Origin of the sequence: Arthrobacter psychrolactophilus (assembly GCF_003219795.1) — a bacterium.
GTDB classification, from domain to species: domain Bacteria; phylum Actinomycetota; class Actinomycetes; order Actinomycetales; family Micrococcaceae; genus Specibacter; species Specibacter psychrolactophilus.
Window position 1 is genome coordinate 447029 of record NZ_QJVC01000002.1, and the last position, 24252, is coordinate 471280.

15 protein-coding genes are annotated in these 24252 nt (G+C 61.6%); 5 read left to right on the plus strand and 10 right to left on the minus strand.

Translation table 11 applies throughout. From position 1 onward, the window contains the following. Positions 1–46: 46 nt before the first annotated feature. The gene (locus CVS30_RS04390) at positions 47–2977 is read right to left on the minus strand and encodes a UPF0182 family membrane protein (protein ID WP_110484073.1); all 2931 of its coding nucleotides are present in this window, start codon (positions 2975–2977) and stop codon (positions 47–49) included. 165 nt (positions 2978–3142) lie between these two features. Continuing rightward, a complete protein-coding gene (locus tag CVS30_RS04395; RefSeq protein ID WP_245934427.1) occupies positions 3143–4237 on the minus strand; it encodes a YlbL family protein in 1095 nt (364 codons plus the stop codon). A gap of 264 nt (positions 4238–4501) precedes the next feature. On the opposite strand from CVS30_RS04395, the gene CVS30_RS04400 reads away from it, so the two are divergent. Next, positions 4502–5899 (plus strand): zinc-dependent metalloprotease, encoded by a 1398-nt coding sequence (locus CVS30_RS04400; RefSeq protein WP_110484136.1) that lies wholly within the window; start codon positions 4502–4504, stop codon positions 5897–5899. Between the two features lie 100 nt (positions 5900–5999). Here the strand turns inward: CVS30_RS04400 and CVS30_RS04405 are convergent, their stop codons facing one another. Continuing rightward, on the minus strand, positions 6000–6560 hold the full coding sequence (locus CVS30_RS04405) for a TetR/AcrR family transcriptional regulator (RefSeq protein WP_110484074.1): 561 nt from the start codon (positions 6558–6560) through the stop codon (positions 6000–6002). Between the two features lie 122 nt (positions 6561–6682). Between CVS30_RS04405 and CVS30_RS04410 the strand changes: the two genes are divergently transcribed. Continuing rightward, positions 6683–7525 carry an alpha/beta fold hydrolase gene (locus CVS30_RS04410; protein ID WP_110484075.1) on the plus strand — a complete coding sequence of 281 codons (843 nt, stop codon included), beginning with the start codon at positions 6683–6685 and terminating at the stop codon, positions 7523–7525. Between the two features lie 664 nt (positions 7526–8189). Here CVS30_RS04410 and CVS30_RS04415 read toward each other — a convergent pair. Both CVS30_RS04415 and CVS30_RS04420 read right to left on the minus strand, forming a co-directional pair. After that, positions 8190–9008 carry an SDR family NAD(P)-dependent oxidoreductase gene (locus CVS30_RS04415; protein WP_110484076.1) on the minus strand — a complete coding sequence of 273 codons (819 nt, stop codon included), beginning with the start codon at positions 9006–9008 and terminating at the stop codon, positions 8190–8192. 229 nt (positions 9009–9237) lie between these two features. Beyond that, positions 9238–9882: a M48 metallopeptidase family protein gene (locus CVS30_RS04420; protein WP_110484077.1), complete on the minus strand. Its 645-nt coding sequence runs from the start codon at positions 9880–9882 to the stop codon at positions 9238–9240. Between the two features lie 155 nt (positions 9883–10037). Between CVS30_RS04420 and CVS30_RS04425 the strand changes: the two genes are divergently transcribed. Beyond that, complete coding sequence (locus CVS30_RS04425; protein WP_110484078.1) at positions 10038–11111, plus strand: TOMM precursor leader peptide-binding protein; 1074 nt, start codon at positions 10038–10040, stop codon at positions 11109–11111. Here CVS30_RS04425 and CVS30_RS04430 read toward each other — a convergent pair. Together CVS30_RS04430 and nudC are read right to left on the minus strand one after the other, a co-directional pair. Then, positions 11072–13219: an ATP-dependent DNA helicase UvrD2 gene (locus CVS30_RS04430; protein ID WP_245934428.1), complete on the minus strand. Its 2148-nt coding sequence runs from the start codon at positions 13217–13219 to the stop codon at positions 11072–11074. The two genes, CVS30_RS04425 and CVS30_RS04430, sit on opposite strands and share 40 nt — an antisense overlap. After that, positions 13216–14190 carry an NAD(+) diphosphatase gene (gene nudC, locus CVS30_RS04435; RefSeq protein WP_110484080.1) on the minus strand — a complete coding sequence of 325 codons (975 nt, stop codon included), beginning with the start codon at positions 14188–14190 and terminating at the stop codon, positions 13216–13218. The genes CVS30_RS04430 and nudC overlap by 4 nt, the downstream gene beginning before the upstream one ends. Positions 14191–14377: 187 nt before the next feature. Between nudC and CVS30_RS04440 the strand changes: the two genes are divergently transcribed. Beyond that, positions 14378–15640, plus strand: a complete 1263-nt coding sequence (locus CVS30_RS04440; protein WP_110484081.1) for a macrolide 2'-phosphotransferase — start codon at positions 14378–14380, stop codon at positions 15638–15640. A 24-nt stretch (positions 15641–15664) separates the two neighbouring features. On the opposite strand, the gene CVS30_RS04445 is transcribed toward CVS30_RS04440, so the two are convergent. From CVS30_RS04445 to CVS30_RS04455, 3 genes are read right to left on the minus strand one after another with little or no spacing between them, the layout of a single operon-like run. Then, positions 15665–19162 (minus strand): ATP-dependent helicase, encoded by a 3498-nt coding sequence (locus CVS30_RS04445; RefSeq protein WP_110484082.1) that lies wholly within the window; start codon positions 19160–19162, stop codon positions 15665–15667. Further along, positions 19159–22461 (minus strand): ATP-dependent helicase, encoded by a 3303-nt coding sequence (locus tag CVS30_RS04450; RefSeq protein WP_110484083.1) that lies wholly within the window; start codon positions 22459–22461, stop codon positions 19159–19161. Before CVS30_RS04450 ends, CVS30_RS04445 begins: the two co-directional genes overlap by 4 nt. Beyond that, positions 22458–22880 (minus strand): MGMT family protein, encoded by a 423-nt coding sequence (locus CVS30_RS04455; protein WP_110484084.1) that lies wholly within the window; start codon positions 22878–22880, stop codon positions 22458–22460. The genes CVS30_RS04450 and CVS30_RS04455 overlap by 4 nt, the downstream gene beginning before the upstream one ends. A 79-nt stretch (positions 22881–22959) precedes the next feature. On the opposite strand from CVS30_RS04455, the gene CVS30_RS04460 reads away from it, so the two are divergent. Then, on the plus strand, positions 22960–23646 hold the full coding sequence (locus tag CVS30_RS04460) for a 3'-5' exonuclease (protein WP_110484085.1): 687 nt from the start codon (positions 22960–22962) through the stop codon (positions 23644–23646). Positions 23647–24252 lie beyond the last annotated feature (606 nt).

Consider the following 24252-nt stretch of genomic DNA (forward strand, 5'->3'; position numbering starts at 1 on the left):
TCACCGCGAGGTGACCGGGCGTCCTAGGACAAGAACGACGGCGGAACTAGGGTGTCGCGCTCGGCGTTGGCGTCGCTGTGGGTGCGGGTGTTGCAGCAGCACCTTCCGCTGCAATAGCGGCCGCAATGGCTGCCTCGAGCTTCTTCTGCGCTGCCCCATAGGCGGTGAAGTCGCTCTTGGCCAGAGCGGCTTGACCCTCGGTGATGGCGGCCTTGGCGTCATTGAGCGCCTTGGCAAGCGCCGGGTTCGTGCTGACGGTGCCGCCGGTGCCACCGGTCGAGGTGCCGCCGGTGCCAGGTTCCTTGGTGACGTCAACATCGCCGGCCGCGGCCCCCGAGTCACCGTCGAACAACAGGTCAAGCGCCTCGTTCAACGTGGCCGCGTAACCAATCTTGTCACCGAAGGCGACGAGAACACGCTGCAAGGTGGGGTACGAGGTTGAGCCTGTTGACTTCACGTAGACGGGCTGGACGTAGAGCATACCGCCACCCATGGGCAGGGTCAGTAGGTTGCCGTTGATGACATCCGTCTGGCCGAGCTTGAGCACGTTGAGCTGTTCGGAAACCGTCGGGTCAGATTGGAACTTATTCTGAACCTGGCCGGGGCCAGGAACCTGCGTGGCGTCCGGCAGTTGCAGGAGCTGCAACTTGCCATAGTCCTCGCTCTTGACGCCCTTGACGTTTCCGGCATCACCGTTAGCCGCCATGAAGCCGTAAAGAATGTTCCTCGAATCCGTGCCAGTCACTTCCTGCGGGATGAAGGAGGTCGTTAGCGAGAACGCGGTCTTGTCCTCACCCGGCATCTTGAGGGAGAGGTAGTACGGCGGCTGCTTTTCCTTCGTCGTGGACGTGGGATCCTCGGGAACGCTCCAGGCCAGGGTGTTCTTGAAGAAGTTGGTCGGATCGGTCACGTGGTAACGGCCTAACAGTTCACGCTGCACCTTGAAGAGATCCTCAGGGTAGCGAACGTGCGACATCAGATCGCCCGACATTTCTGTGAACGGCTTGATGCTCGAAGGGAAGACCTTCTGCCATGACTTCAGGATCGGATCCTCAGTATCCCAGGCGTACAGGTCAACGGATCCGTCGTAGGCATCAACCGTGGCCTTGACGGAGTTGCGGATGTAGTTCACCGAGGCGTTGGGCATGACGCCAACACCACCTGCAGCCGTGAGGGAGTCGGTCGTAGCTGCCTGGAGTTGCTGCTGCTGCGAGTAGGGGTAGTTGGAGCTGGTGGTGTAACCATCAACAATCCATTTGACCTTGCCGTCCACAATCGCGGGATACGGGTTACCGTCCAGGGTGATGTACGGGGCCACCTTGGCCACGCGCTCGGCCGGGGTGCGATCGTACAAGATCTGCGAGCTCTCGTTGACACCATTGGTCAGCAACAGGTCTGTGGACTGAAACTTCAGGGCATACATCAACTTGTTGAACCAGTTACCAACATTCGGTCCTGCGTCACCGGCAAAGGTGGTCAGGGCCTCGTTATCCGGGCTATCGGCGCTGGCCTCCGGAGTGTTGCCCTCAGGGCGATCAAGCTCGATGGGCGTGGTTCCCTCGGGTGCACCAACAATGGAGTAGTCCGTGGTGGACTGTCCAAAGTAAATTCGTGGTTGATAGCTCGTATCGGTTCCCAGCTTGCCGGTGGAAGGCACACCCTGCTGCATGAAAACAGGCTTACCATCGGCCGTGACGGTGTTGCCATAAGCGGCCACCACTCCATAGCCGTGCGTGTAAACAAGGTGCTGGTTGTACCAGCTCTTTTGCGTGGAGCTAATACCATCAGGGTTGAGTTCACGTACCGCGATGACAGCATCCTGGACCTTGCCATCGATCATGTAGCGATCAACGTTTAAAGTCTTCGGGAACTTGTAGTACGGACGGTACTGTTCCAGCTGGGCAAACGTCGAAGAGATCAGGTTCGGGTCAAGCAGGCGAATGTTCGCTGCCGTATCCGCATCCTGGCGCAGGGCGCCGGCTTCGGCAGTAGTGGTGGCGTTGTACGGGGTCACTTGCATATCACTCAGACCGTAGGCATCGCGCGTCAGGTCAATATTGCGAGCAATATAGGGCAGTTCCACGTCACCTTCGGAGGGCTTAACCTGCCATTCCTGGATGGCCCAGGGGTAGATTCCGCCGGCCACGATGGCCGTCACCACGAGCATGCCGGTACCGATCAGGGGAAGCTTCCACTTGCCGATGAAGGCGGCGACAATGAACAGAATCGCGACAATGATCGCCGCGGCGGCCAAAATGGCCTTGGTTGGAATCACGGCGTTGACGTCAGTGAACATGGCGCCGGCACGGTAGCCGCTGTTGTCCTGCAAGGTGGCGTAGCGGCCGAGCCAGAAGTTCACGCCGAGCAGCAACAAGAAGAAGCCGGCCAGGATCGAGATATGGATCTGTGCCGCACGAGAGGCAAAGATGCCGCGTTCGGTCAGGCGGATGGCGCCGTACAGGTAATGCGTGAGCAACCCTGCGATGAAGGCAATCACGGTGGCGCTGATCAGCATCCCGACCACAAAGCCCAGGAAGGGCAAGGTGTTCGTGTAGAAGCTAATGTCCAGGCCAAATTCCGGATCCGTCTTGCCAAACGGCACACGGTACAGGAACAGCATGACCTTTTCCCACTGCGCCATGGCAGCGGTTCCGGCGAACAGGCCAAAGACGATCGGGATGCCGATCATAACCACGCGACGGACGGGTTCAAGCTGCATCTGGTAACGGTTGAGGTTGTCCTCGCGCGCATTGTCAGGGGCGTAGATGGGGCGGGCCTTGTAGGCTGTCCGGATCGAGAAGTACACGCCGACCGCCATGACAAGGAACCCTGTCAGGAAGATCAGGAACTTCGCAAGGCGTTCTGTCCAGAACACTTCACTGAAGCCGATCTGGTTAAACCACAGGAGTTCTGTATAAACGCCGGAGAAGATCAGCACAGCGACAACTAATGCGGCCACCACGATAATGGTGGGCATCAGCGCGCTTCTGCGTTTCGGTCGTACCGGTCTGCTGGGCGATGGGGATGGTCGGGATGTCACTCTCTACCTCTTACTTAACTGGGGCATGGTCTTTCATGCCGGTTACTGCTCTCTTGGTGCCACGAATGGTTCGTGGCTAAAGTTCCGTATGATGCGCAATCGTTACTTGCAGGTAGCGAGCGTGCTAGCGTCGCCACCTTTGCCAATCAAGGACACCGCGTCGTAAGCCTCGCGCAACGTGTCGACCTTGACGACCTGCAGCCCTTTGGGGATATGGTCGACGACGTCGCCACAGTTAGCGCCCGGGGCCAGGAAGTAGTCGGCCCCGTTACTCCGGGCGCCCACCATCTTCTGGGCGATACCGCCAATCGCGCCAACATTTCCCTCAGGATCAATCGTTCCGGTGCCAGCGAAGAGCTTGCCGCCCGTGAGGTCACCCTCGGTCAAGGTGTCCATGATGCCCAGGGCAAAGATCATGCCAGCGCTGGGGCCGCCGATGTTTTCCAAAGAGATCTTGACGTCGAAGGGGAACTTGAAGGTGTTCTGCAGGGAGATGCCCAACAGGTACTTTCCTTCACTGCCCAGTTTGGGCGTCACGCTCAGGGTCTTCTCAGCCCCGGCTCGCCTGATTTTAAGTTCGACGGCGGACCCCTTGCCTTCGGCGAGAACGCTTTGGATGACGGACAGATCCGTCACCGTCTTCCCGCCAATTGTGAGAAGGACGTCGTCGGGCTTGAGGATGCCAGCGGAGGCGCCATCCTCAGGGATGGAGGCGACGGACAGGTTGGTCTCGTAGTCGATCCCGAGCGCCTTGAATGCTGCTGCGGTGGCATTCTCCTGCGAACCGGTCATGGCCGCGGAATTCTCGCTATTGACGGTTTCCTGGCTGATGCCGGGAGCGTAGATCATCTCGGCTGGGTACAGGGTGTGCGACGGCGTCAGCCAGGACTTCACGGCTTCGAAAAAGTTAATTTGGCTATCGGGCAGGCCGCCGGTCATGTGAACCGTGGTCAAATCCAGGCTGCCGCTGGTCGAGGGGAAGCTCTCACGGCCCGCGACGGTGATGATGGGGTGTCCGTTGAACTCGCCGATCGTGTTGATCGCCGGCCCTGGAGATTCAATGACATACGGCACTGGCAAGGTGATGGCGGCAACGGCCAACACCACGGCAACAATGCCGGAGACCATCATGGTGGTGACCCTGCGGTCGCGGGAAGCGCCTGGCTGTGCCGCCGTCTTCGCAATCTCCTGGCTCAACGCTGTGACCTTTCCAAGTTTTCCCGGGCCTACTGGTATCCCTGACAAAGATGGGCACCGACCCTAAGCCTACGCTGTGATTGTGTGCCATGTGTGAGCTGGCGCTGGGAGTTAACACTGAATCGGGGCAGATTCGGCGCGTGGCCGTGGCGCGGTTCCGCGGCCCTTTGCCTGTAGCGAACAGTAGGCGGCCATGGGGCGACAAGAGCCTAGCGCGGCGGTAACGTGAAGTCATTCAGCCTCAACGCCAAGGAACGGGCCATCATGTCATCCACACCAGCCAATAACGACGACGACACCCCGAAGGATCCGCTGCAGGAAATGCTTGCGAACCTTTTGGGTGGCCAGGGCATGGAGGGCTTTGATCCTGCCGAGCTGGCCAAGGCCGCGGGACTGCCCTCGGATCCGAATGTCTTGTCGCAGATGTTCTCCCAGGTTCAGGCCATGATGAGCAATTCCTCGGACACCCCCGTGAACTGGGATCTGGCCCGCGATGCTGCCCGTAAGGCTGCCGCTGGCGACGACCCATCCGTCACGCCGGCACAGCAGCAGGCCATCGACGAGGCCCTGCGTTTGGCCGAGATGTGGCTTGATCCGCTCACCGAGTTGGCTCCGACCGCCATCATTGGCCGCGCCTGGTCGCGCGCCGAATGGGTCGAGGAAACTCTCGGCACATGGCAGCGTTTGACGGAGCCTGTCGCGAACAGCATCGCCTCGGCGATCTCCAAGGCCATGAACGAGCAATTGCCCGAGGAAATGAAGTCCATGATGGGCGACGCCGCGAGCATGATGACCAACATGGGTGGCGCCCTCTTTGGCCTGCAGCTGGGTGCGGCCGTAGGCGCGCTGGCCAAGGAAGTGCTTGGCTCCACAGATATTGGCATTCCGCTGGCCGATCTGCAGATGGCGCTTCTGCCAACCAATGTCAAAGCATTCGGCGAAGGTCTGGAAGTTCCCGAGCAGGAAATCCGGTTGTTCCTCGCGCTGCGCGAGGCCGCTCATGCCCGCTTGTTTGTCCAGGTTCCTTGGTTGCGCGGTCACCTGCTCGGCGCCATCGAGTCTTATGCCCGAGGCATTCACATCGACATGTCACGCATCGAAGATCTGGCGCACAATCTCGACCCCTCCAACCCCGAGGCCATGCAGGCGGCTCTCTCCGAGGGCGTCTTCATGCCGGCCCGCACCCCCGCCCAGGATGCGGCGCTCGCCAAGCTGGAGACAGCCTTGGCCCTGGTCGAAGGCTGGGTTGATGAGTTGAGCTTTGAGGCGGCCGCCAATCTGCCTGCCGCTGCCGCGATCCGCGAAACCATCCGACGCCGTCGGGCCACCGGAGGACCGGCCGAGCACGCTTTCGGTTCACTGGTCGGGTTGGAGTTGCGTCCGCGCAGGCTCCGTGAGGCCGCTGCCCTCTGGGCTTCCTTGAAGGAGCAGCGTGGCATCTCCGGCCGCGATGCCATCTGGGCTCACCCTGATCTTTTGCCCACCTCGGCAGACCTCGACGACGCGGCAGGTTTCAGTGCCCGTCGCAGCGCCGATGACGCTTCCGAGTCGGATGTGGATGCGGCTCTGGCCAAGCTCCTCGACGGCGGCTTCGAGGACTTCGATCCTGAGGACGGCGCGGGGCCTGACGACAGCTCCACTCCCGACGACGGCGCCAAGTAGCCACAAACATCGGCGGCCGCCGGCTTCTTCCACTCAGGGTGCATTCCCTGTTGTGCACGAAGTCGGCGGCCGCTTTTTGTGCCTAGAAAGCTACCCGGATTTATCGCAAGGCCGAGTTAATCAGCACCTCGGCGGCTGAACGCGCCACGGCTGCCACTGCGGGATCGCCGGAAATGGCGGCCGTACTTTGCGCACCCTCGGCCAGAATGGCCAACTGCGCACCGAGCGATTCGGGGGCACCTAGTTGTTGCGCGAGACCCCCAACATAGCGTTGGAAAGATTCCTTGTGCTCGCGCACCAGTGTTGCCACCTCCGGATGGGTTCCACCCAACTCGCCAAAGGCATTGATAAAGGCGCACCCTCGGAAGGTACCGGTACAAAACCACGCGTCAAGGAAGTCGTAAATGGCCAGAAGCTGTTGCTCCGGATCCTCGCCCGCGGCGCTCACCTGGCCCGCAATTCCGGCTTCCCATTCCTCATGCTTGCGCCGTAAGACGGCTGTGACGATGTCATCCTTTGACTTAAACATGGCATAGAGCCGCCGTAACGACACCCCTGCCGTTGTGCGCAGTTCATCCATGCCAACAGCCGCGTATCCCTTGCTGTAATACAAGTTATCCGCGGCGACGAGAATTCTTTCGCGCACTTCTTCATCATTCATAACTCCATAGTACTTGACGTGAGAACGATCGTTCTGTAGGCTCATAAACATCAGCGAGAACGATCGTTCTCAAGATCGTTCTCAAGGTTGTTTCTTATAGTTGCTTAGAAAAGGAATTCCTCATGGCTTACATCACCGTTGGAACTGAAAACAGCACCTCGATCGACTTGTACTACGAAGATCAGGGCGCCGGTCAGCCCATCGTCTTGATCCACGGCTACCCGCTGAACGGACACAGCTGGGAACGCCAAACGCGTGAACTGCTCGCTGCCGGCTACCGTGTCATCACCTACGATCGCCGAGGCTTTGGCCAGTCAAGCAAGGTTGGTAGTGGGTACGACTACGACACCTTCGCCGCTGATCTCAACACGGTTCTAGAAACCTTGGACCTCTCCAATGTCATCCTCGTGGGCTTCTCCATGGGCACCGGCGAATTGGCCCGCTACGTAGGCAAGTACGGACATGCCCGTGTTGCCAAGCTCGCCTTCCTCGCCTCGCTCGAACCCTTCTTGGTTGCTCAGGATGACAATCCCGAGGGCGTCCCGGCGGAGGTCTTCGCCGGAATCAGTGCGGCAGCCAAGGGCGATCGCTTTGCTTGGTACACGCAGTTCTTCTCCGACTTCTACAACCTGGATGAAAACCTGGGCTCCCGCATCAGCCAGGAGGCCGTCACTGCAAGCTGGAACACGGCTGTTTCTAGTGCACCCGTGGCCGCGTACGCCGTCGTGCCTGCCTGGATTGAAGACTTCCGTGAGGACGTCGCGGCAGTCCGGGCCAGTGGCAAGCCGTCCCTGATCCTGCACGGCACCAAGGACAATATCCTCCCCATTGATGCAACGGCCCGCCGCTTCACGAAGGCCCTGCCCGAGGCTGACTACGTGGAAATCGAGGGCGCTCCCCACGGTCTGCTGTGGACCCACGCCGAAGAGGTCAACGAAGCACTCTTGGCCTTCGTCAACAAGTAGTCACCAGTCATAGCGCTAGGCCGCGTGTCACTCAGTCGCTTCGGCACAGTGACACGCGGCCTAGCGTCGAAATACCTCGCGTCTTAAGCCCGCACAGTATGCGTGATGCCATTAATGAGAACGGTCACGCCCCACCGCAGGCACTGCTCAGGAGTGCCCTCAACAAGGTCCCTGCCAATCGCGAAAAGGTTCGGTAAAACCACAGGATTTGCCGGCTTAATACGGTCGACGAGGCCGGTCAGTTCATGATCTCCAGCGTCTTGGTCAACACTGCGTGACCCTCGTTCGGCCGCGAGCAACGTGGGATAAGCAAAGAGTAGATCAACGCCCTAGGCCGCTTGCTCAGCTGGCACACCACCTTCTTTCAAGAGTCCCAGAATGGCGCCTCCGAGCTGTAACGACGAAAAGACACCACAGAGTATTTTGTGGCGTCTTGTAACGCATGAGTTATGAGGCACATCAAGGCCGTTTCTGATCCATCCGAGCGGCAACTGACCCGGAAATGAGGGCCGGAGTTCAGAGCCCTTTAAGGAAACTCGACAGCCTAATCCGCTGCATGCTAGAGCGCTTGTCAGCTTGCAGGTCTCCCGCCAGGCTTATCCCAACGCAAGGTGAGGGGCCTGCGAGAGGGGCAGCACGACGTCGTACTTTCCGCGCAGAGGGATCAGATGAGTGCGGCTGATCTGTCCCAGAGCTCCTTGGCTAACGCAGCGTCCATGGACACCGGATTCACTCGCGTGGGAAGTTTCTTAGATTCGTAGTATTCGCCTGGTGTGAAAGTGACGGCGGGGGTGCCTTCGGCCAGCCAGACCAGATCTTGGGCGGCTTTTTCGGGGCGGATCGTAAAGAGGTGCTTCAAGGGGCTGTGGTAGATGTAGCGCATCAAATTTGTGGTGTCACTGGCGAAGCTTGTCCCCACGATTCCTGGGTGGAACGCCACTGCGGCGATGCCCTTGTCGGCAAACCTGTGGTGTAGTTCGCGAGTGAAGAGAATGTTGGCAAGTTTTCCGTTGCCATACGCCTTCTGCGGGGTGTAGTCATTTTCGTTTTGCAGGTCATCGATGTTGAAGCGTGCGAACAAGGACGCCGCCTTACTGGAGGTCTGGATCACGGTCGCTTTACCTGCTTCAAGGGCCGGTAGGAGCAAGCTCGTCAACAGGAACGGGGCCAAATGGTTGACCTGGAACGTCTTTTCATATCCGTCCACGGTCAGCGTTCGGTTGCCCATGATGCCGCCGGCATTGTTGGCCAGCACATTGATTTCCGGAAACTGTTTCAACAACTGCTCCGCCAAGGTGCGCACCTGGGACAGGTCCGCGAAATCTGCTAAGAAGTACGGTGCTCCCACCTCCTTGGCTACGGCCGCGGTGCGCTGCGGGTCGCGGCCCACGATCACCACACGTTCACCCTTTTGGCTCAGCAGGAGGGCTGCCGCAGCACCGATTCCGTCGCTTGCTCCCGTAATCACAATAGTCTTGGGCATGTTTCCTCTTTCGGGATGCATAAGTTATGAGGCAGTAGAGACAGCCTAGGACAAAGTGGATTGTGTGAAGGAAGTTGTTCCTGTTCGCATGAAGCCATGAGGTTCAATGACTGAGTGGCCACAACCGAAGGAGATAACCCGTCCCACTGGCGTTTCCGCTTACGGGTTGAGGACACCGGAATGAGCACCCATAGAAAAGTTCGCAGGGGTTGCCATCCAAGATGAGCAGCTACTGCTCCACGTCGTCGATGTCAGTGGCACCGCTGAAGTTTCGTGCGGCGGCAAAAGAGGCGCCTTCTAGGAAGGCCTTGGCTCGTTCCAGATGCGGAAATCCGGCCATTTGGGCCCAAAAGGCTGGGCTGTGGTCAGGATGGATCAGGTGCGAGAGCTCATGCAACAGCACATAGTCCACGACCCAATCTGGCATCCCCTGAACATGATGCGAAATCCGAATCGACTTCCGCGCCGGAGTTGCCGATCCCCAGCGACTATTCTGGTTTGTCACCCAGCGGACTGACTCGGGGGCAGCCTGCGAGCGCAGATACCGTGCCGATAACAAAGTGGCACGTTCCATGAGCGCGGCGTCACTGGTGGGTATCCCCCGGCGGCCGCGCTGTTGCTTGGCGCCTTGTTCAAGTTTGGCCACCATATGCGGGACCCAATAACTTTCATCTTCCACGCTCAGGCGGGCCGGAACGGCGATGACCGCCCGGCCACTTTCAAAGAACGCCGATAGTCCGCTCTTGCGGCGATTCGTGCGCCTGACAATGACGGGCTCTCCCGTGCTGAGGGTGTGGGCGGAGATGGAATCGCCCAGTGGCCCGGGAGTTCCTCGCCCAATGGTTCCAGGACGCGGTGCTTTTGTTGCTGCCATACTCTGACGGTACAACGATCCTGAGGCCTGATTCGAATCTGCGCCCCGTCATTGTGGATAACCTGCCCCTGTGGATAACTTCACGCACGAAATGCGATTTAGTGCCAAGATCAAAGAGGGGCAGATGACTATCGTCTTTAGTTCAGGAGGGTGCCATGAGCATCATCAATCCGGGCCTTCGCATGGTGCGCCTGAGTGCCTCCAGTGTCCAGATCGGGCTGGGTCCAGGCGGCATCATTCTCGACGGGCTCCAAGCCGCTGACATCAGCTTCGTCGATGCACTGCGCCAAGGAATTGCCGATCCGCTCGTGAAGGAGCAGGCCGCTGCCTTAGGGCTCGGTTCTGCCCGCGCCGAGGAGATCTGCTCCATGCTGGCCGGGCAGCTCTTCCCTGATGAGGAACTGCATGCGGAGGGTTTCCGGGCCGAGCGGCTGCTTCCCGATCATGTGGCGTTGCTCGGTCTGCATCAGAAGCCGTGCCGGATCTTCATGAGCCGGCGGGAGCACGCCGTCGTGCATCTTGTCGGTTTGGGGCGCACAGGTGCAGCGCTAGCCGCGACGCTCGTAGGTGCCGGGGTGGGCACCTTGTTGCTTGAGGATGATCGGCCGGTGGGTCCCAGTGATGTGGGCCCGGGGTCATTCAAGATCAGCGATCTGGGGCTGGCTCGCTCGCTGGCGGTACGGCGCCGTCTGCTGCGCATCGATCCGCTGGCCAACGCCCATGTGCTGCATACGGGAGGGAACGGTGGTCCTGATCCGCGGTGCCTTGATCTTGCCATTGTGACCAGCCACGACACCGTCTCACAGGACACCGCGGCGCGTTTCCTTGCCGTGGAGCGGCCGCATCTCTTTGTGGTCCTCCGAGAACAGGATGGGCGGTTGGGACCCTTTGTCATCCCTGGCGAAACCGCGTGCGCCGACTGCGTGGAACGCCATCTCGGGGTGCAGCACGTGGGATGGCAGGAATCCCCCGAAGCTGGCGCCTCCCCTGCTCGTCATCCTGCCTCGCTGGAGAGTGTTGCCTTGGCGACAACCCTGGCTGGCATGGCGGCAGCTCATGCCTTATTGTTTCTAGATGCCGTCAATCAACCGGGGAGTTACTCGGCCGTCATGACCTTTCATTCAGGGACTGGCCGGTGGACGCGGCAAGAGTTCGCCCCGCATCCTGACTGTGGCTGTCAGTGGCAGGATCAGCCGTTGGCGACAATATCCAAGACGTCCTCTCCGTAACGCTCCAGCTTCGAGGGACCAACCCCGGGCAGGGCCGCTAGTGCGTCGAGGTCCTGCGGTGCGGCCTCGGCGATAGCCATCAAGGTGGCATCGGTGAACACCACGAAAGCCGGAACGTTGGCGCTTGTGGCCTCACCCAATCGCCATTCCCGCAGTTCCTCAAAGACGGCCTCGTCGTAGCCGGGCGGGCAGTCGGCGCAACGGCCAGTCTTGCGTTCGGCTCCTGTGCTCAAGATCTTCCCACAGACTCGGCACACGGAGGGTCCCACAGCCTTACGGGACTTCTTGGTTCCGGGCAGGCGGGCCGACGCCGGGGCGCTGGCCGAGGTGTTGGGGCGCAAGCCATCGAGGAACCTCGAGGGCCTACGGTTGGCGCGCCCTCCGGGGGTACGTGCCGTGGACCAGGAGAAGTTCAAGAATTCCCTGGCACGCGTGATACCCACATAGAGCAGGCGGCGTTCCTCATCGACGGTCTCAGGGGTGTCCGCGAAGGAGATCGGCATGAGTCCCTCGCTCAACCCCACGAGGAAGACGGCATCCCATTCCAGGCCCTTGGCCGAGTGCAAAGAGGCCAGCGTAACACCCTGCACCGTGGGTGCATGCTGGGCTGTTGCGCGGTCCTGGAGCTCGGCAACAAAGTCAATGAGCGTAAAGGTGTGCTCCGGTGTGCTGCGGGAAACCACGAGTTCATCAGCCAGGGCAACAATGGCCGAGAGCGATTCCCACCGCTCGCGGACGGCACCGCCGGTCTTGGGTGCTTCTTCCTGGTAGCCCAGGTTGTGCAGCACATCGCGGACCAACTGACCCAGGGCTTCGTCCTCGGCTGCACGGGAGGCTGCCCGGAGCTGCAGCATGGCGTCGCGGACTTCCTTGCGCGCAAAGAAGCGCTCCCCGCCACGCAGTTGATACCCAACATTGGCTGCCGTCAGTGCCTGCTCGTAGGCTTCGGACTGCCCATTGGTCCTAAAGAGCACGGCTATTTCGCTGGCCTGGGTGCCGTTGGCCATCAATGCCTTGATGCGTGAGGCCACGGCTGCTGCCTCGGCCTCGTCGTCGCTGCATTCTAAGAACTCGGAGGCCGGACCGTTGGGGCGTTGGGCGATGAGTTCTAGGGGTTTGGACCAGAGCGCATCAGCGCTGAGTCCCCCGCTTCGCCGGTTACCCAACAGGGAGTTCGCCAAGCCCACAACCTGCGGGGTGGAGCGGTAGTCGCGCACGAGCTTGACCACATTAGCCTCGGGATAGCGCTTGGGGAAGTCGAGCAAATGCCGTGGCGTTGCACCCGTAAAGGAGTAAATGGTCTGACTTGCATCGCCCACGACGCACAACTCATCCCGCCCGCCCAGCCACAAATCAAGCATGCGCTGCTGGAGCGGGGACACATCCTGATACTCATCAACCACAAAGTGCCGGTACTGATCTCTCACGGTCGCGGCAACGCGCGGATCTTCCTGCAAAATACCGACGGTGATGAGCAGGACGTCCTCAAAGTCAATGAGGTTTCGATCGGCTTTGACGTCTTCGTAGGCCTGGAACAAGCGGCCCACGGCGACCTTGTCGAGACCTCCGGGTTCGCCACGGTCCTCGGCCTTGAGCAGGTACGTTTCCGGCGTCAGCATCGACACCTTGGCCCATTCAATTTCGGCGGCAAGGTCGCGGACGGCGGCCCGGTCGGTGGGTAGGCGCAGGCGACGTGCAGCCTCGGCAATGATTTGTGCCTTGTAGTCGAGCAGCCCAGGCAGCTGACCTCCGACGGCGTGCGGCCAAAAGTACTGCAGTTGACGCAGGGCGGCTGCGTGGAACGTCCGGGCCTGCACGGTACCAACGCCCAGATCACGCAAGCGGGTCCGCATCTCAGCTGCCGCCCGGGCGGTGAAGGTCACGGCCAGCAGCCGGTTGGGGTTGTAAACACCTGTGTGCACACCGTAGGCAATGCGGTGCGTGATGGCACGGGTTTTGCCCGTACCGGCTCCGGCCAAAACGCAGAGCGGACCATTCAGGGTGGTTGCTACGGCACGTTGTTCATCATCCAGACCTGCCAGGATGCGCTCCTCCGCGGTGCGTTCATCCATCACCGGCAGGCCCGACTGTTGTGGATCGAAACTCATGCCGTCGCGCCAGAGGCAATCAACTCGGCGGCATCGGAATCGTCGGCTTCCACGATGCGTCCGCCGTACCAGCGTTCCACGAGTTCACGGGCGATCGAGAGGCGGCCAGGAATGCTGGCACGGCCGCTGAGGACCTCGGCCTGCAGCTCTTCCCGGCTGAACCAGCGGGTAGCTCGCACCTCGACCCTGTCCGGTGTAGACACGGATGAGGAGGTGTATCCCATGTAGCCAAGCATCAAGGAGCGAGGGAAAGGCCAGGCTTGTGAGTCGACATAGCTCAGCGATTCGAGCACGACACCGACCTCTTCGGCAATTTCACGCACGGCGGCACGCTCACCGCTCTCCCCTGCCTCAACAAAGCCCGCAACGGTGGAGTACTTATTTTCGGGCCACGCAAAGTTATTGGCCAACAAGATCTTGTCATCCGGGCCCACGATGGCCACAATAACGGCCGGATCGGTGCGCGGAAAATGCTCCGAGCCGTCCTTCGGGCAGCGGCGCATCCAGCCCGAGCTCAGCGATTCGGTGAGGGTGCCACAGCGCGGGCAGAAGGTGTGCGTGGCGTGCCAGTTCGCGACGGCTTGCGCCTCGATGAAGATTTCAACATCGCCAGCGCTCAAGGAACTCGCCACGTCCCGGTACCCGGAAAATTCGGCGTCTGCCGGCACCCAGGCGAGGTCGCCGGCGTCGTAAGGGAGAACTTGCAGGAGCACATCGGTGCCGGACGGCAACCCGTGCCCTTCAAGGGTCTTGGCTAGGTACACAGAAATGGTGCCCGCCGGGGGCACAGCGGGAAGCGTTGCGGGGTCGAAATATCCCAGCGCGCCACCGCTCATGAGGGCCTTGCCGCGGTGGAAGATCACAACGCGACGGGCACTCGATTCCAGCATCGTCTCCAGATACCCCAGTTCGCTGCGTTGTTCGCACTGGCGATCGAGCAAGGTTTCGGGGGACGGGCTGAGAATGGTCATGTTTCTACCGTACGCATCGGGGAGCGATTTTTACATTCCAGCGGCCGTGATTGTGGACAACTTCCGCCGCCGGCGCACACGCGCGGGGAGGCGTTGCGCTAGATCCGGGCCAAGGAGTTCTTGCGACTCGCCGCCCCAGCGGCACGGGGTTAAGGCATTGGCGTTCTACGGTGGAGGGGTGAGAAGAATGACTGCAATCGAATTGGCCGCGATCGCCAGCGCCGCCGTGCCCGGACTTAATGTCACAGCGTTCGGGCCGGAGCCTGATGACACGGCTGATTTCTGCTCGGCGATGCTTGTTGACGCCGAAAATCGCCGCTGGCGAGTACGCTCACCGCGGCACCCCGAAGCCAGCACCCGACTCGAGACCGAGCGCCAAGTTCTGCGAGCCTTCTCTCCCGCGATCCGGGCCGAATTGCCCTTCCTTCTGCCGTCCGTCGCCGGAACCGTGCGTCAGGGTGAGCTGATCACTTTTGTATACTCACACATCGCCGGCCAGGCCGAAACCGTGGAGCGGCTTGCCTCAGGCACCGCTGCGCTCGCGCTGGAGATTGGCGCCGCGATTGCCGCAATTCATGATTTGCCGCAGGAACTCGTCACGAATTCTGATCTGCCCAGCTACACGGCGAACGAATTCCGACAGCGTAAGCTCAATGAGCTTGATCAGTCGGCCACCACGGGCAAGATTCCCCCGTCGTTGTTGCGTCGCTGGGAACACGCCATGGAGGATGTGACGCTTTGGCGTTTCAACCCCTGCGTGGTGCATGGCGATCTCCACGAGGACAACATCTTGTTGGAGAAGGACAAGGTCACGGCCGTTATTGGCTGGACCGATCTGCGCATTGGCGACCCTGCCGATGATTTTGCCTGGCTGGTGGCCGTCAACGACGCCAATTTTGTTGACACGGTCATGCAGGCCTATGCCGCGGCCCGCCACGAAACCCCGGACCCCCATCTGCTCCGCCGCGCCGCCCTGAGCGCCGAGTTTGCGCTGGCTCAGTGGCTCGTCAAGGGTTACGCCGCCGATAGCGCCCGTATGGTGGAGGACGCCGAGTCCATGCTCAAGACCCTCGAGGCCGATATCGCCGAGCATGGCGGTCAGCCCATCAGCGTGGAGCCCACCGTGGTTCCGCCCGCACCCGCCAAGGCCCCCGACACTACTCCCTCCACCCCCGCAGCGGTGCCATCCGCGGTTTCTGTCAGCCCGGTGCCGGATGCAACGGACGCTATCACGATCGTTCCGGAGGCCGTCAAGGCACTCGAAGCGGACGACGCCGAGGCCACCGACGCTGTCAGCGTCGAGGACAGCGCCACAGACTCTGCGGACGACGCGAGCGATTCCGACGACGCTGCAACCGAGGACGCCACCGAGGAGCCGTCAAGCGATACGCCTGCCGCCAACGAACTCGACACAACAGCGCTCAAGGTCATCCCTTTCAAAAAGGACTGATCCCCCGCGGTCCTCCCTCACGAGCTACGCTGTGTAGGCATTCCGCACGATCGCCTCGAGTTCCTCCTGCCCGGCGAGATCCACGGGCCGGATCAACTTGTCCTGCCCCACGTAGTAAAACGCTGCACGCACCTGATCCAGCGGCACGCCCTTCAAGCGTGACCAGGCCAAGCGGTACACGGCCAGCTGCACGCCGCGTACGGCCAGCTGCGCCTTGCTGGGTACCTTGCCGGTCTTCCAGTCGATCAGATCCCACACACCATCGGGGTCGCGGAACACCGCGTCGATACGGCCACGCACAACCACCTCGGCCACGCGGGTTTCAATGGGTACCTCAAGATCGGCGGGGATTCTCGCGGCCCAATCGGAGTTTTTAAAGGTCTCCTGCATATCGGCCAGGCCATACGCCTCGTCGACATAAGCGTCGGCACCCGGCTCTTCGTCAAAGTCGAGCTGTCCGGTGGTGGCAAAGAACTCTTCGATCCAGGCGTGGAACGCCGTTCCCTTACGAGCCGCCATACCCGGCTTCGTGGGCACGGGTCGGCGCATGGCACGCGTAACCTTATCGGGGTCCTCGCCCAAGGCCACGAGCCGTGAGGCGGAAATATGCGGGGGCAGTTCCACCCTCAGCTGTTCCGTTTCGATCTTGTCTTGGGCCAACAGGACCGAGGCTTCCGTACCCCAGCGAGGATTCTGGGCCAGGAATTCCGCAGTCCCTGCGGAGATTTCCTGTTCTTGGAACTCAGCAACCGAGGCGAGGACGGCGGCCGCGGAACGTTCGGAGTTCTCCCGGCGTCCGATCCGCTGCGCCACACCGGCACGGCCTGCAATCTCTGGCCCGTTGAGTGGATCGTAGGGCCAGGGTGCGCTTTCGGCACCCGCGCTGATGGGGTTGACCGCGTCTTCTTCCGGATCTTCTCGCCACAGTCCCAGGGCCGCCGTCTGGTGTGCACCCTCGGTCAGCGGGAGCAACTCGTCGAGGAAAGGCGATGGTTCCAGTGGCTTCTTTCCGCTTCCCCACACCGTCGTAGAGCACATGAGATAGTCGCGGGCTCGAGTGAAGGCGACATAGGCCAGGCGTCGTTCCTCTTCTTCGGCATGCAGCAAAACATCGTCGGCGAAGAGCTTCTCGTTATCCATCAATGACTTGAGATCCGGCACGTTCATATCCCACTCGGGCAGATCATCGCGATCCCCGCGCAGGGGCCACGGCAGCGATTTAGCACCCGTGCTCCACCGGTCCGCGCGGGCGCTGGGGAACGCTCCGGCATTCATGCCCGGCACAAAGACCACATCCCATTCAAGCCCCTTCGAGGCGTGCACGGTCAGCAGGGCAACAGCGTCGGGGTTGCTTTCCACCGGCGACATCTCCAGCCCGCCCTCCTCGGATTCCGCAGTTTCCAGCCACGCGAGAAAAGCATCCAGATCTACGCGCTGAGCGGCCTGCATAAACGTTGCGGCGGCATCGGCAAAGGCGTCCAGATGACGCCTGGCATGGTGAATGCTGGAGCCGGGTTTGGCGGCCAACTCAATGTCCAGGAGCATGGTCTTCTCCACGACGCCGAGCAGGTTCGCCAGGTCCTCGCCCACAAAGGTCCGCAGCACGCGCAGCTCATCGCGCAGCGCCAGGAGCCGGGTGCGGGCGACATCGCTCAGCGGTCGGCAGCCCTCGGGCCAATAGTCGGGGCTCAGATAATCCAGCGCCTCGATCAGCGAGGAGGCATCGACCAGATCGGCTGTCACAACGGGGGCATCGGGCGTCTCCTGCGGCGACTCTCCACCCTCTGCATGCAGCGCGGCGGCATCAAAGCCCACCCGATGTTTCGCAGCCCAGCTGCGACGGCGTGCCAAGTGCCGGGCCCAATCGGCAAAGGCCATCAAATCCGCCGGCCCAATCCGCCACCGTGCCCCCGTGAGCAGACGCATCAGGGCATCCGAACGCCCGGGATCGGCAATTACCCGCAGCGTTGCCACGAGATCAACGATTTCCGGGGTTCCGAGCAGCCCGCTCAGCCCGACAATTTCATAGGGAATACCCCGCGCCTCAAAGACAGATTGCAGCTTTGAAAACTGCGCACGACGGCGGCACAAGACAGCCAGCGTCATGGCACCTTGGGCTCCGGTACGGTGAGTGAAGTCGCCTTTGCGGTCGAGAATTTCGGCGGCGATGGCCTCGGCTTCATCGAGTTCGGTCTCGTAACGGGCCAGCACCACCTCCCCGTCCGGTGCATGGGGCTTCTCGCGCAACGGCGAGACGACCACCCGGGGACCGGCGGCCGCCCGCTCGGACTCGGTGAGCCCGGCGGCGAGCCTGGCATTGGCCTTGCGCGTTTGTGCGGCCGTCAGCTCGGCCGACATGACGTTGGCAGCGGCCAGAATATGTGCGGAGTTGCGCCACGCAATGGTGAGTTCGGCAGTTCCGGCATAGGCGCCGTCGTGCTTGAGAAAGATCTCGGGGAAGCGGAAGAGCTGACCGGCCGAGGCGCCACGGAAACCATAGATGGACTGGTGCGGATCGCCTACAGCCGTGACCGGGTGACCGGCGCCGAAGAGCTCGGCGAAGAGCTGCAGCTGGGCGTGCGAGGTGTCCTGGAATTCATCCAGCAACACCACCTTGAAGCGTTGGCGTTCCATCTCGGCAGCATGCGGAACATCGCGCGCAATTCGGGCAGCCAGGGCCACCAGGTCTCCGTAGTCGAGGACGTTGCGGCGGCGCTTGGCCTCGGCATACTTCTGCACCAGGGCGGCCACGGAGGCACGCGTTCGCAGAACGTCCAGCTGTTTGGTGACGGCTGCCGTCCGCGGCTTCACGGTCTCGGCGATATAAGGCAGGGCCTCAAAACTTGCCAGATACTCTTCGATCGTGGCGATGACCTGCTCGGGTTCTTGCAGGTGTTCGGCGCACTCCCCTGCCAGGTCCATGACGGATTGAATCAGCGTGGACTTGGCCGCCGTGAAGTGCTCGTGAGCGCCATCGTGGGCTTCCACCACGTGGCTGGCCAGCTGCCAGGCATCGGCGGAGCCCATGACGATGGCGTCGCGTTCGATTCCCAAGCGCAAGCCATAATCCGTCACGATGCCACTCGCGTAGGAATGGTAGGTGGAAACCTTGGGCTCCAAGGCATCCCGGGCCGCTGCGGCGGGGGCCAGCTCCACGAGCCCCGAGCGGGCCAGCGTGCCGAGTTTAGCCAGCTGCCCGCGAATGCGTGAGGCTAATTCTCCGGCCGCTTTTCGAGTGAAGGTGACGCCGAGGATCTCCTCGGGCAGGACCAAACCATTGGCCACGAGCCACACAACACGGTCGGCCATCGTGGTGGTCTTGCCCGATCCGGCACCGGCAATGACCAGCAATGGCTCCAGCGGCGAGCAGATAATCGCGGCCTGTTCAGGGGTGGGCGGGCGCTGTTCCAAAAGCTCGGCCAGCTCGTAGGGACTCAAGACGGGCCGCTCCGGCGCCTGGCTCGAGTCCGGGACCTCGGATGCTTCCGACGCTTCAGTGCTCACTTGCTCAGAGGTACTCATTCGGTGATTTGTTTCCCTTCCGGGCACAGCGGACAGATGGTGGGCAGGGGGCAGCCATTACGTTCGGACCAATCGGCCCCGTGACGGGCGGGGAAAACCGCCTGGGCCATGAGCAGGGCCGCCTCCATGACTTTGCGGGTGGGATCGTTATCGCTGCCAGCCACCATGGCCGCCTGGTCCTGTGTTTTCACGCTCTTGGTGCCATCGCCGAGCGGCAGTAGCGCGGCCCCGCCGGAGACGGCTCCGGCAAAGCCCGCAGCGGCGGCCTGCTCCTCGAAGCCTCCCGCGCTCACGGCTACTTGGTAGGCACCCAGCTGCGGATGCTCGGCCACCTGATCCTTGGTGGGTTTGGTACGCCCGGTCTTGAGGTCAACAACAATCAGATTTCCTTGGGAATCAGCCTCAAGCCGGTCCACCTGCCCACGCAGCCGGACCACGTGATCTCCCTCAGGTAATTCACCTAGATCGGTCGTGAAGTTCTCCTCGACACCGATCAAGGTGCGTCCCTGTTGCCGGGCGTCGATGACGTACTGCGCCAGCTTGCCCAGCATCTCCTGAGCACGTTTGTAGTCCACATCGCTCTCCCACGACTCAGGAAGCCCGAGCGACGGCCAGCGTTTATCCAGCTCGGCCAGGTATTCATGTCCGGCGCCGTTGGGGATGTCTTGGGCGATGCCATGGATGAGCGTTCCGAGGCTGCGCGCAAAGTCCGTCGTCGCTTCGCCTCCGGCCGCTTTGATAAACCAATTCAGGGGTGACTTGAGTACCTCTTCAACTTTCGACGGCGAGACCACCACCGGCTCGCCCGGCGCCACAATCGCGGCGTCAGAGCTCAACGGCAACAGCCCCCACCATTGCTTCGGGTGAGCCCCGGGCACCTGGTTTTCCGACAGGAGTGCCAGCATGCGTGCGGCTTCCGGCTCGGCATGCATCTCCGATTCTTGCCGGAGTTCGGCCACGAGCGAGCGCAAGGTCATGGGCCGGGGTACCTGCTCTACTGGGCGGACAGGATATTGTGATTCGCCGCCGGAATCGGTCACGGGGATATAGGGCGCGGCCAGATCTAGGAATTGTGAGGGCTGCAGATCATGCCCCGCGGCTGCTGTGAGAATCAAGAGCTCACTGGCGCGCGAGATGGCGGCAGCAAAGCTGCGGAGTTCGTCATACCGGATGTCCCGCAGTCGTGCGGCCGGATCGATCTGCTGGGCCGCGAGCGCCCCCCGTTCAAGCACATCCACGAGCAGCTGGCTCCCCAGCAATTCACCTCGCAGGCGAGTGTTGGGCCAGACGCCTTCTTGCAGACCGGCCACAATCACCACGGGCCATTCCCTGCCCGCAGCACTGGCCGGGGTCAAGATCTCCACGGCGTCCGTGCGCTGCGCACGAGCCGCGAGCGTATCCATGGGCAGTTCCTGGTCCATGAGGTAGTCCAAGAACTGTTGTGGGCTAGAACCGGGCAGCTGGTCCACATAGCGTTCGGCCGTTTGGAACAAGGCCATGACAGCGTCGAGATCCCTATCGGCGCGAATCCCTGTGGGGCCACCACGCAGTGCCTGAGTCTCCCAGGTTCCGGAACTGTCGCACGCGTCCCACAGCGCCCACAAGACCGTCTCGGCATTCGCGCCCGCCTCAACGACCGCCACTCGACCGGCCGCCAGCATGGCTGCAATGCGGCGAGCATTGGCGGCCTCCCAGCCCAAGGGCTCTAGCTTTTCTGGGTTGAGCAATGCCTCGACGAGCAGCTCGTCGCTGGCGCGGCCGCCTCCCGCATGCAGTTCTTGTTGCCGCAGTGCCTGCCGCAAACGGCGCAGATGAAGCGCCGTTGAGCGCCCCAGACGTGAGGTTAACAGCGCAACGCAAGCCTCGGCGTCGAGCTTCTCTGGCGCCAAGGCAACAGCAAAGGCCTCGAGGAGCGGGCGTACGGCGGGCTCGTCGCGGACCGGATTCTCGGCGACAGGCACCTTGACGGCGATCCCCTGCGCACTTAAATATCGTTGCAGAGCCGCGAGCGCCGAACCTGTTCGCACAATGACGGCGATCTGGTTCAGTCCGCGACCGCCCAGGTGTTGCAGATGCAAGATGCGCTCCGCCACGAGACGCAGCTCGTGCACCTCTGACGCCACCACATGGGCGCTGACCGCAGCACCGTCCGCTACCGTCTCAGCTACGTCACTGCGCCACCGGAGTTCACGCGCCTTGTGTCCACCACGAATCTGGAAGATCCGGTCCGCGACACCCTGCCAGGCGGCCCCGAGGGCGGGATTCATGCGGTGGGAGGCGCTGAGGGAAAACTGTTGCAGTGGGTGTTCGGGCGTGGAGAGGGTCTCCCCCAGGGACGCGATGAGATCCGGGCGTGCCCCACGGAAACCCTGCACCACGGTGTCAGGGGATGCTGCCACGAGCACGTCCTTGCCGCGAGCCACGAGCCGAAGGAGTTCATGCACCGATTTATTGGCCTCTTGAATGTCGTCAACAACAATCAAGGACAGCCGGTTACGTTCCTGAGCGAGGAATTCCGGATCCAGCTGCAGCAGGGTCGTGGCCGCCGTGATGATGCCTGCGGGGTCAAAGGAACCCGATTTTCCCCAGTCCACTACATCGCGGTACTCCTGGTAGAGGGACGCCGCGGCAACCCAATCCGGGCGCTTCTGGGCAGATCCCAGTTCAGCGAGTTCTTCCGGAGCCAGCCCATACTCAATGACCCGGTCAAAGAGCTCGCGGATCTCCTTCCGGAATCCCCGGGTTTCTAAGGCGTCGGACAGTTCGGCGGGCCACTGCGGGGCCGACCCCAGACCGAGCCGATGCCCCAACAACAGATCCCTGATGATCAGGTCTTGTTCCGGGCCGCTCATGAGGCGCGGCGGGCCATCGAGGTGTGGCATTCGCCCCTCGACCTTGGCCCGGCGCAGCAAATCAAAGGCATAGGAGGACCAGGTTCTGGCCGGCGAGGTACTGAGGCTTCGAGTCAGCCGGGCGCTAAAACCATCGCGCAGGCGTGCAGCCGCGAGACGCGACGGCGCCAGCAGCAGGGCACCGGCGGGATCGATCCCGTGATGATCCATCCGCTGCACCGACGCTTCAATGAGAACTGTGGACTTCCCGGTTCCCGGGGCACCCCAAATCAAGACCGGGCCCGAGCCGGGTTCCAGATCCACAACTGCCTGCTGGTCGGCCGTGAGCTGCGGGGCGGAGCGAACACTGTCCACGGGTGGCACCAGCGCCAACTTCGGCACCGCGAATTTCCCTGGCTTTTCTGCGAAGGGCTGTTCTGAATACGGCTGCTCTGCTTGCGTGCTCATACTTGTAGTCCATCATGAGGCTCTGACATTGTGGCGTCGGAACCATCCAGCACCCGGAGGCTCTCGGCGATGGCGTCGATCTGATCAAATTCGGTGTCGCTGGGGTTCCAGCGCGCGAGCTTCATGTCAACCCGCCATGACGGAGTCCGGCCAGCTGTGGGAGAGGTATCGCCGCGCAGGGCTGTCTGCTCTTGGCGGTAATGTTCCAGTGCCTGAGCATCAAGGCCCTGTGGTGCCTGACCGCTGGCACGAATGACCCGCCACCAGGGCGTGTCGCTGCCCTGCGCCGCCATCGCGGCGCCCACCTGCCGAGGTCCACCATTCTCGAGCAAGGCCGCAATGTCCCCATAGGAGAGGACGCGGGCTGGCGGAATCAAGTCCGCTACCGCCAAAACTGCTTCAATATACTGCTCACGCATGCCTCAAGCCTAGTTCGCCTGAGCAGCCCAGATGCGCCCCGGATACGTCTTTGTCCATGGCAGCAGGTAGCGTTATGGAATGACTAGCTGGAGCATGCACCCCCGTGCCGCATTTGACCTTGAAACCACCGGCAAGGATCCGCGCACGGCGCGGATCGTCACGGCCTCGATCGTGATGGTGGACGAGAGCGGTGCCGTGGCCGAAAGCTACGAGTGGCTAGCCGATCCCGGAGTTGAAATCCCCGAGGAAGCTGCCGCAATCCACGGCATCTCCACGGCCCATGCCCGCGAAAACGGCCGCCCCTCCGACGAGGTCACGGCAGAGGTTGGCGCCGTCCTGGCCACCTTGTTCGCCAATGACATCCCCGTTATCGCCTTCAATGCCAGCTACGACTTCACCGTCCTGGCCAACGAGGCTCGCCGGCACGAACTCACGCAGATCACGGCGTCTCCCGTCATTGACCCCTTTATCTGCAATAAGCACGTCGACCGTTTCCGCAAGGGCAGCCGCACGCTCGTGGCCCTGTGCGAGGAATACGGCATCAACCTTGAGGACGCTCACACCTCGGCCGCCGACGCCGAGGCCACGCTGCGCCTGGCCGATGCCCTGGCCGCGAAATACAGTGCCCTGCGGATTGATCTGAACGAACTGCATGCCGCACAAGTTGGCTGGGCGCGGGAGCAGGCCGCTGATTTCCAGGCCTATCTGCGTCGCGTCAAAGATCCAGAAGCCGTGATCGAGGGCGACTGGCCGCTTCTTCCCTGATCGACACCTCCCGGTCTCACAGAAGTTGGACCACGAAAAGCGCGGGATGTAATGGAATGACCCAACTGTAGTGAGACAACTTCAGCAAGTCCGTTTGATTCACGTCCAAGACGTCGTGTGTCCCATACGAAGGAACCCTGCGGGACTGTCGACTGCGACTTGAAGAACAGTGCGAATGGGCTCTGCCGGGTGGAAGAAGCTAGCCATTCTGCTGGGCTGGTTCATCCGATGCTGGATTCCGAGAATCGACGAAAGATTAGGAACTCTGAGGGCACATCGAAATCGGTGGTTAGCTATTTGTAGACCTCGCCGCGGTGCGCCACTCGGAGCACGGTGACGACCAGAATATCGTCAATACCGTCGTATAGAGGCCGATGGTCGCCAATACGAATCCTTCAAGCGTGAGTTTCACCGGCCAGCTTCTTGTACCCGGTTGGGTGAGGATCCTAATGAAGTTCACACATCCCGGAGAGAATGCGTCGCTAAATGCCATAGTTAAGCGTTCTGATTTCCTAGGCTGCCGCGGTTGCGGAATTTTTCAAGTCAAGCGGTACCAAGGTGAGTTAGACAGCGGTTAGGCTGCTTGTTTTTCGGTGGCTTCCTTTG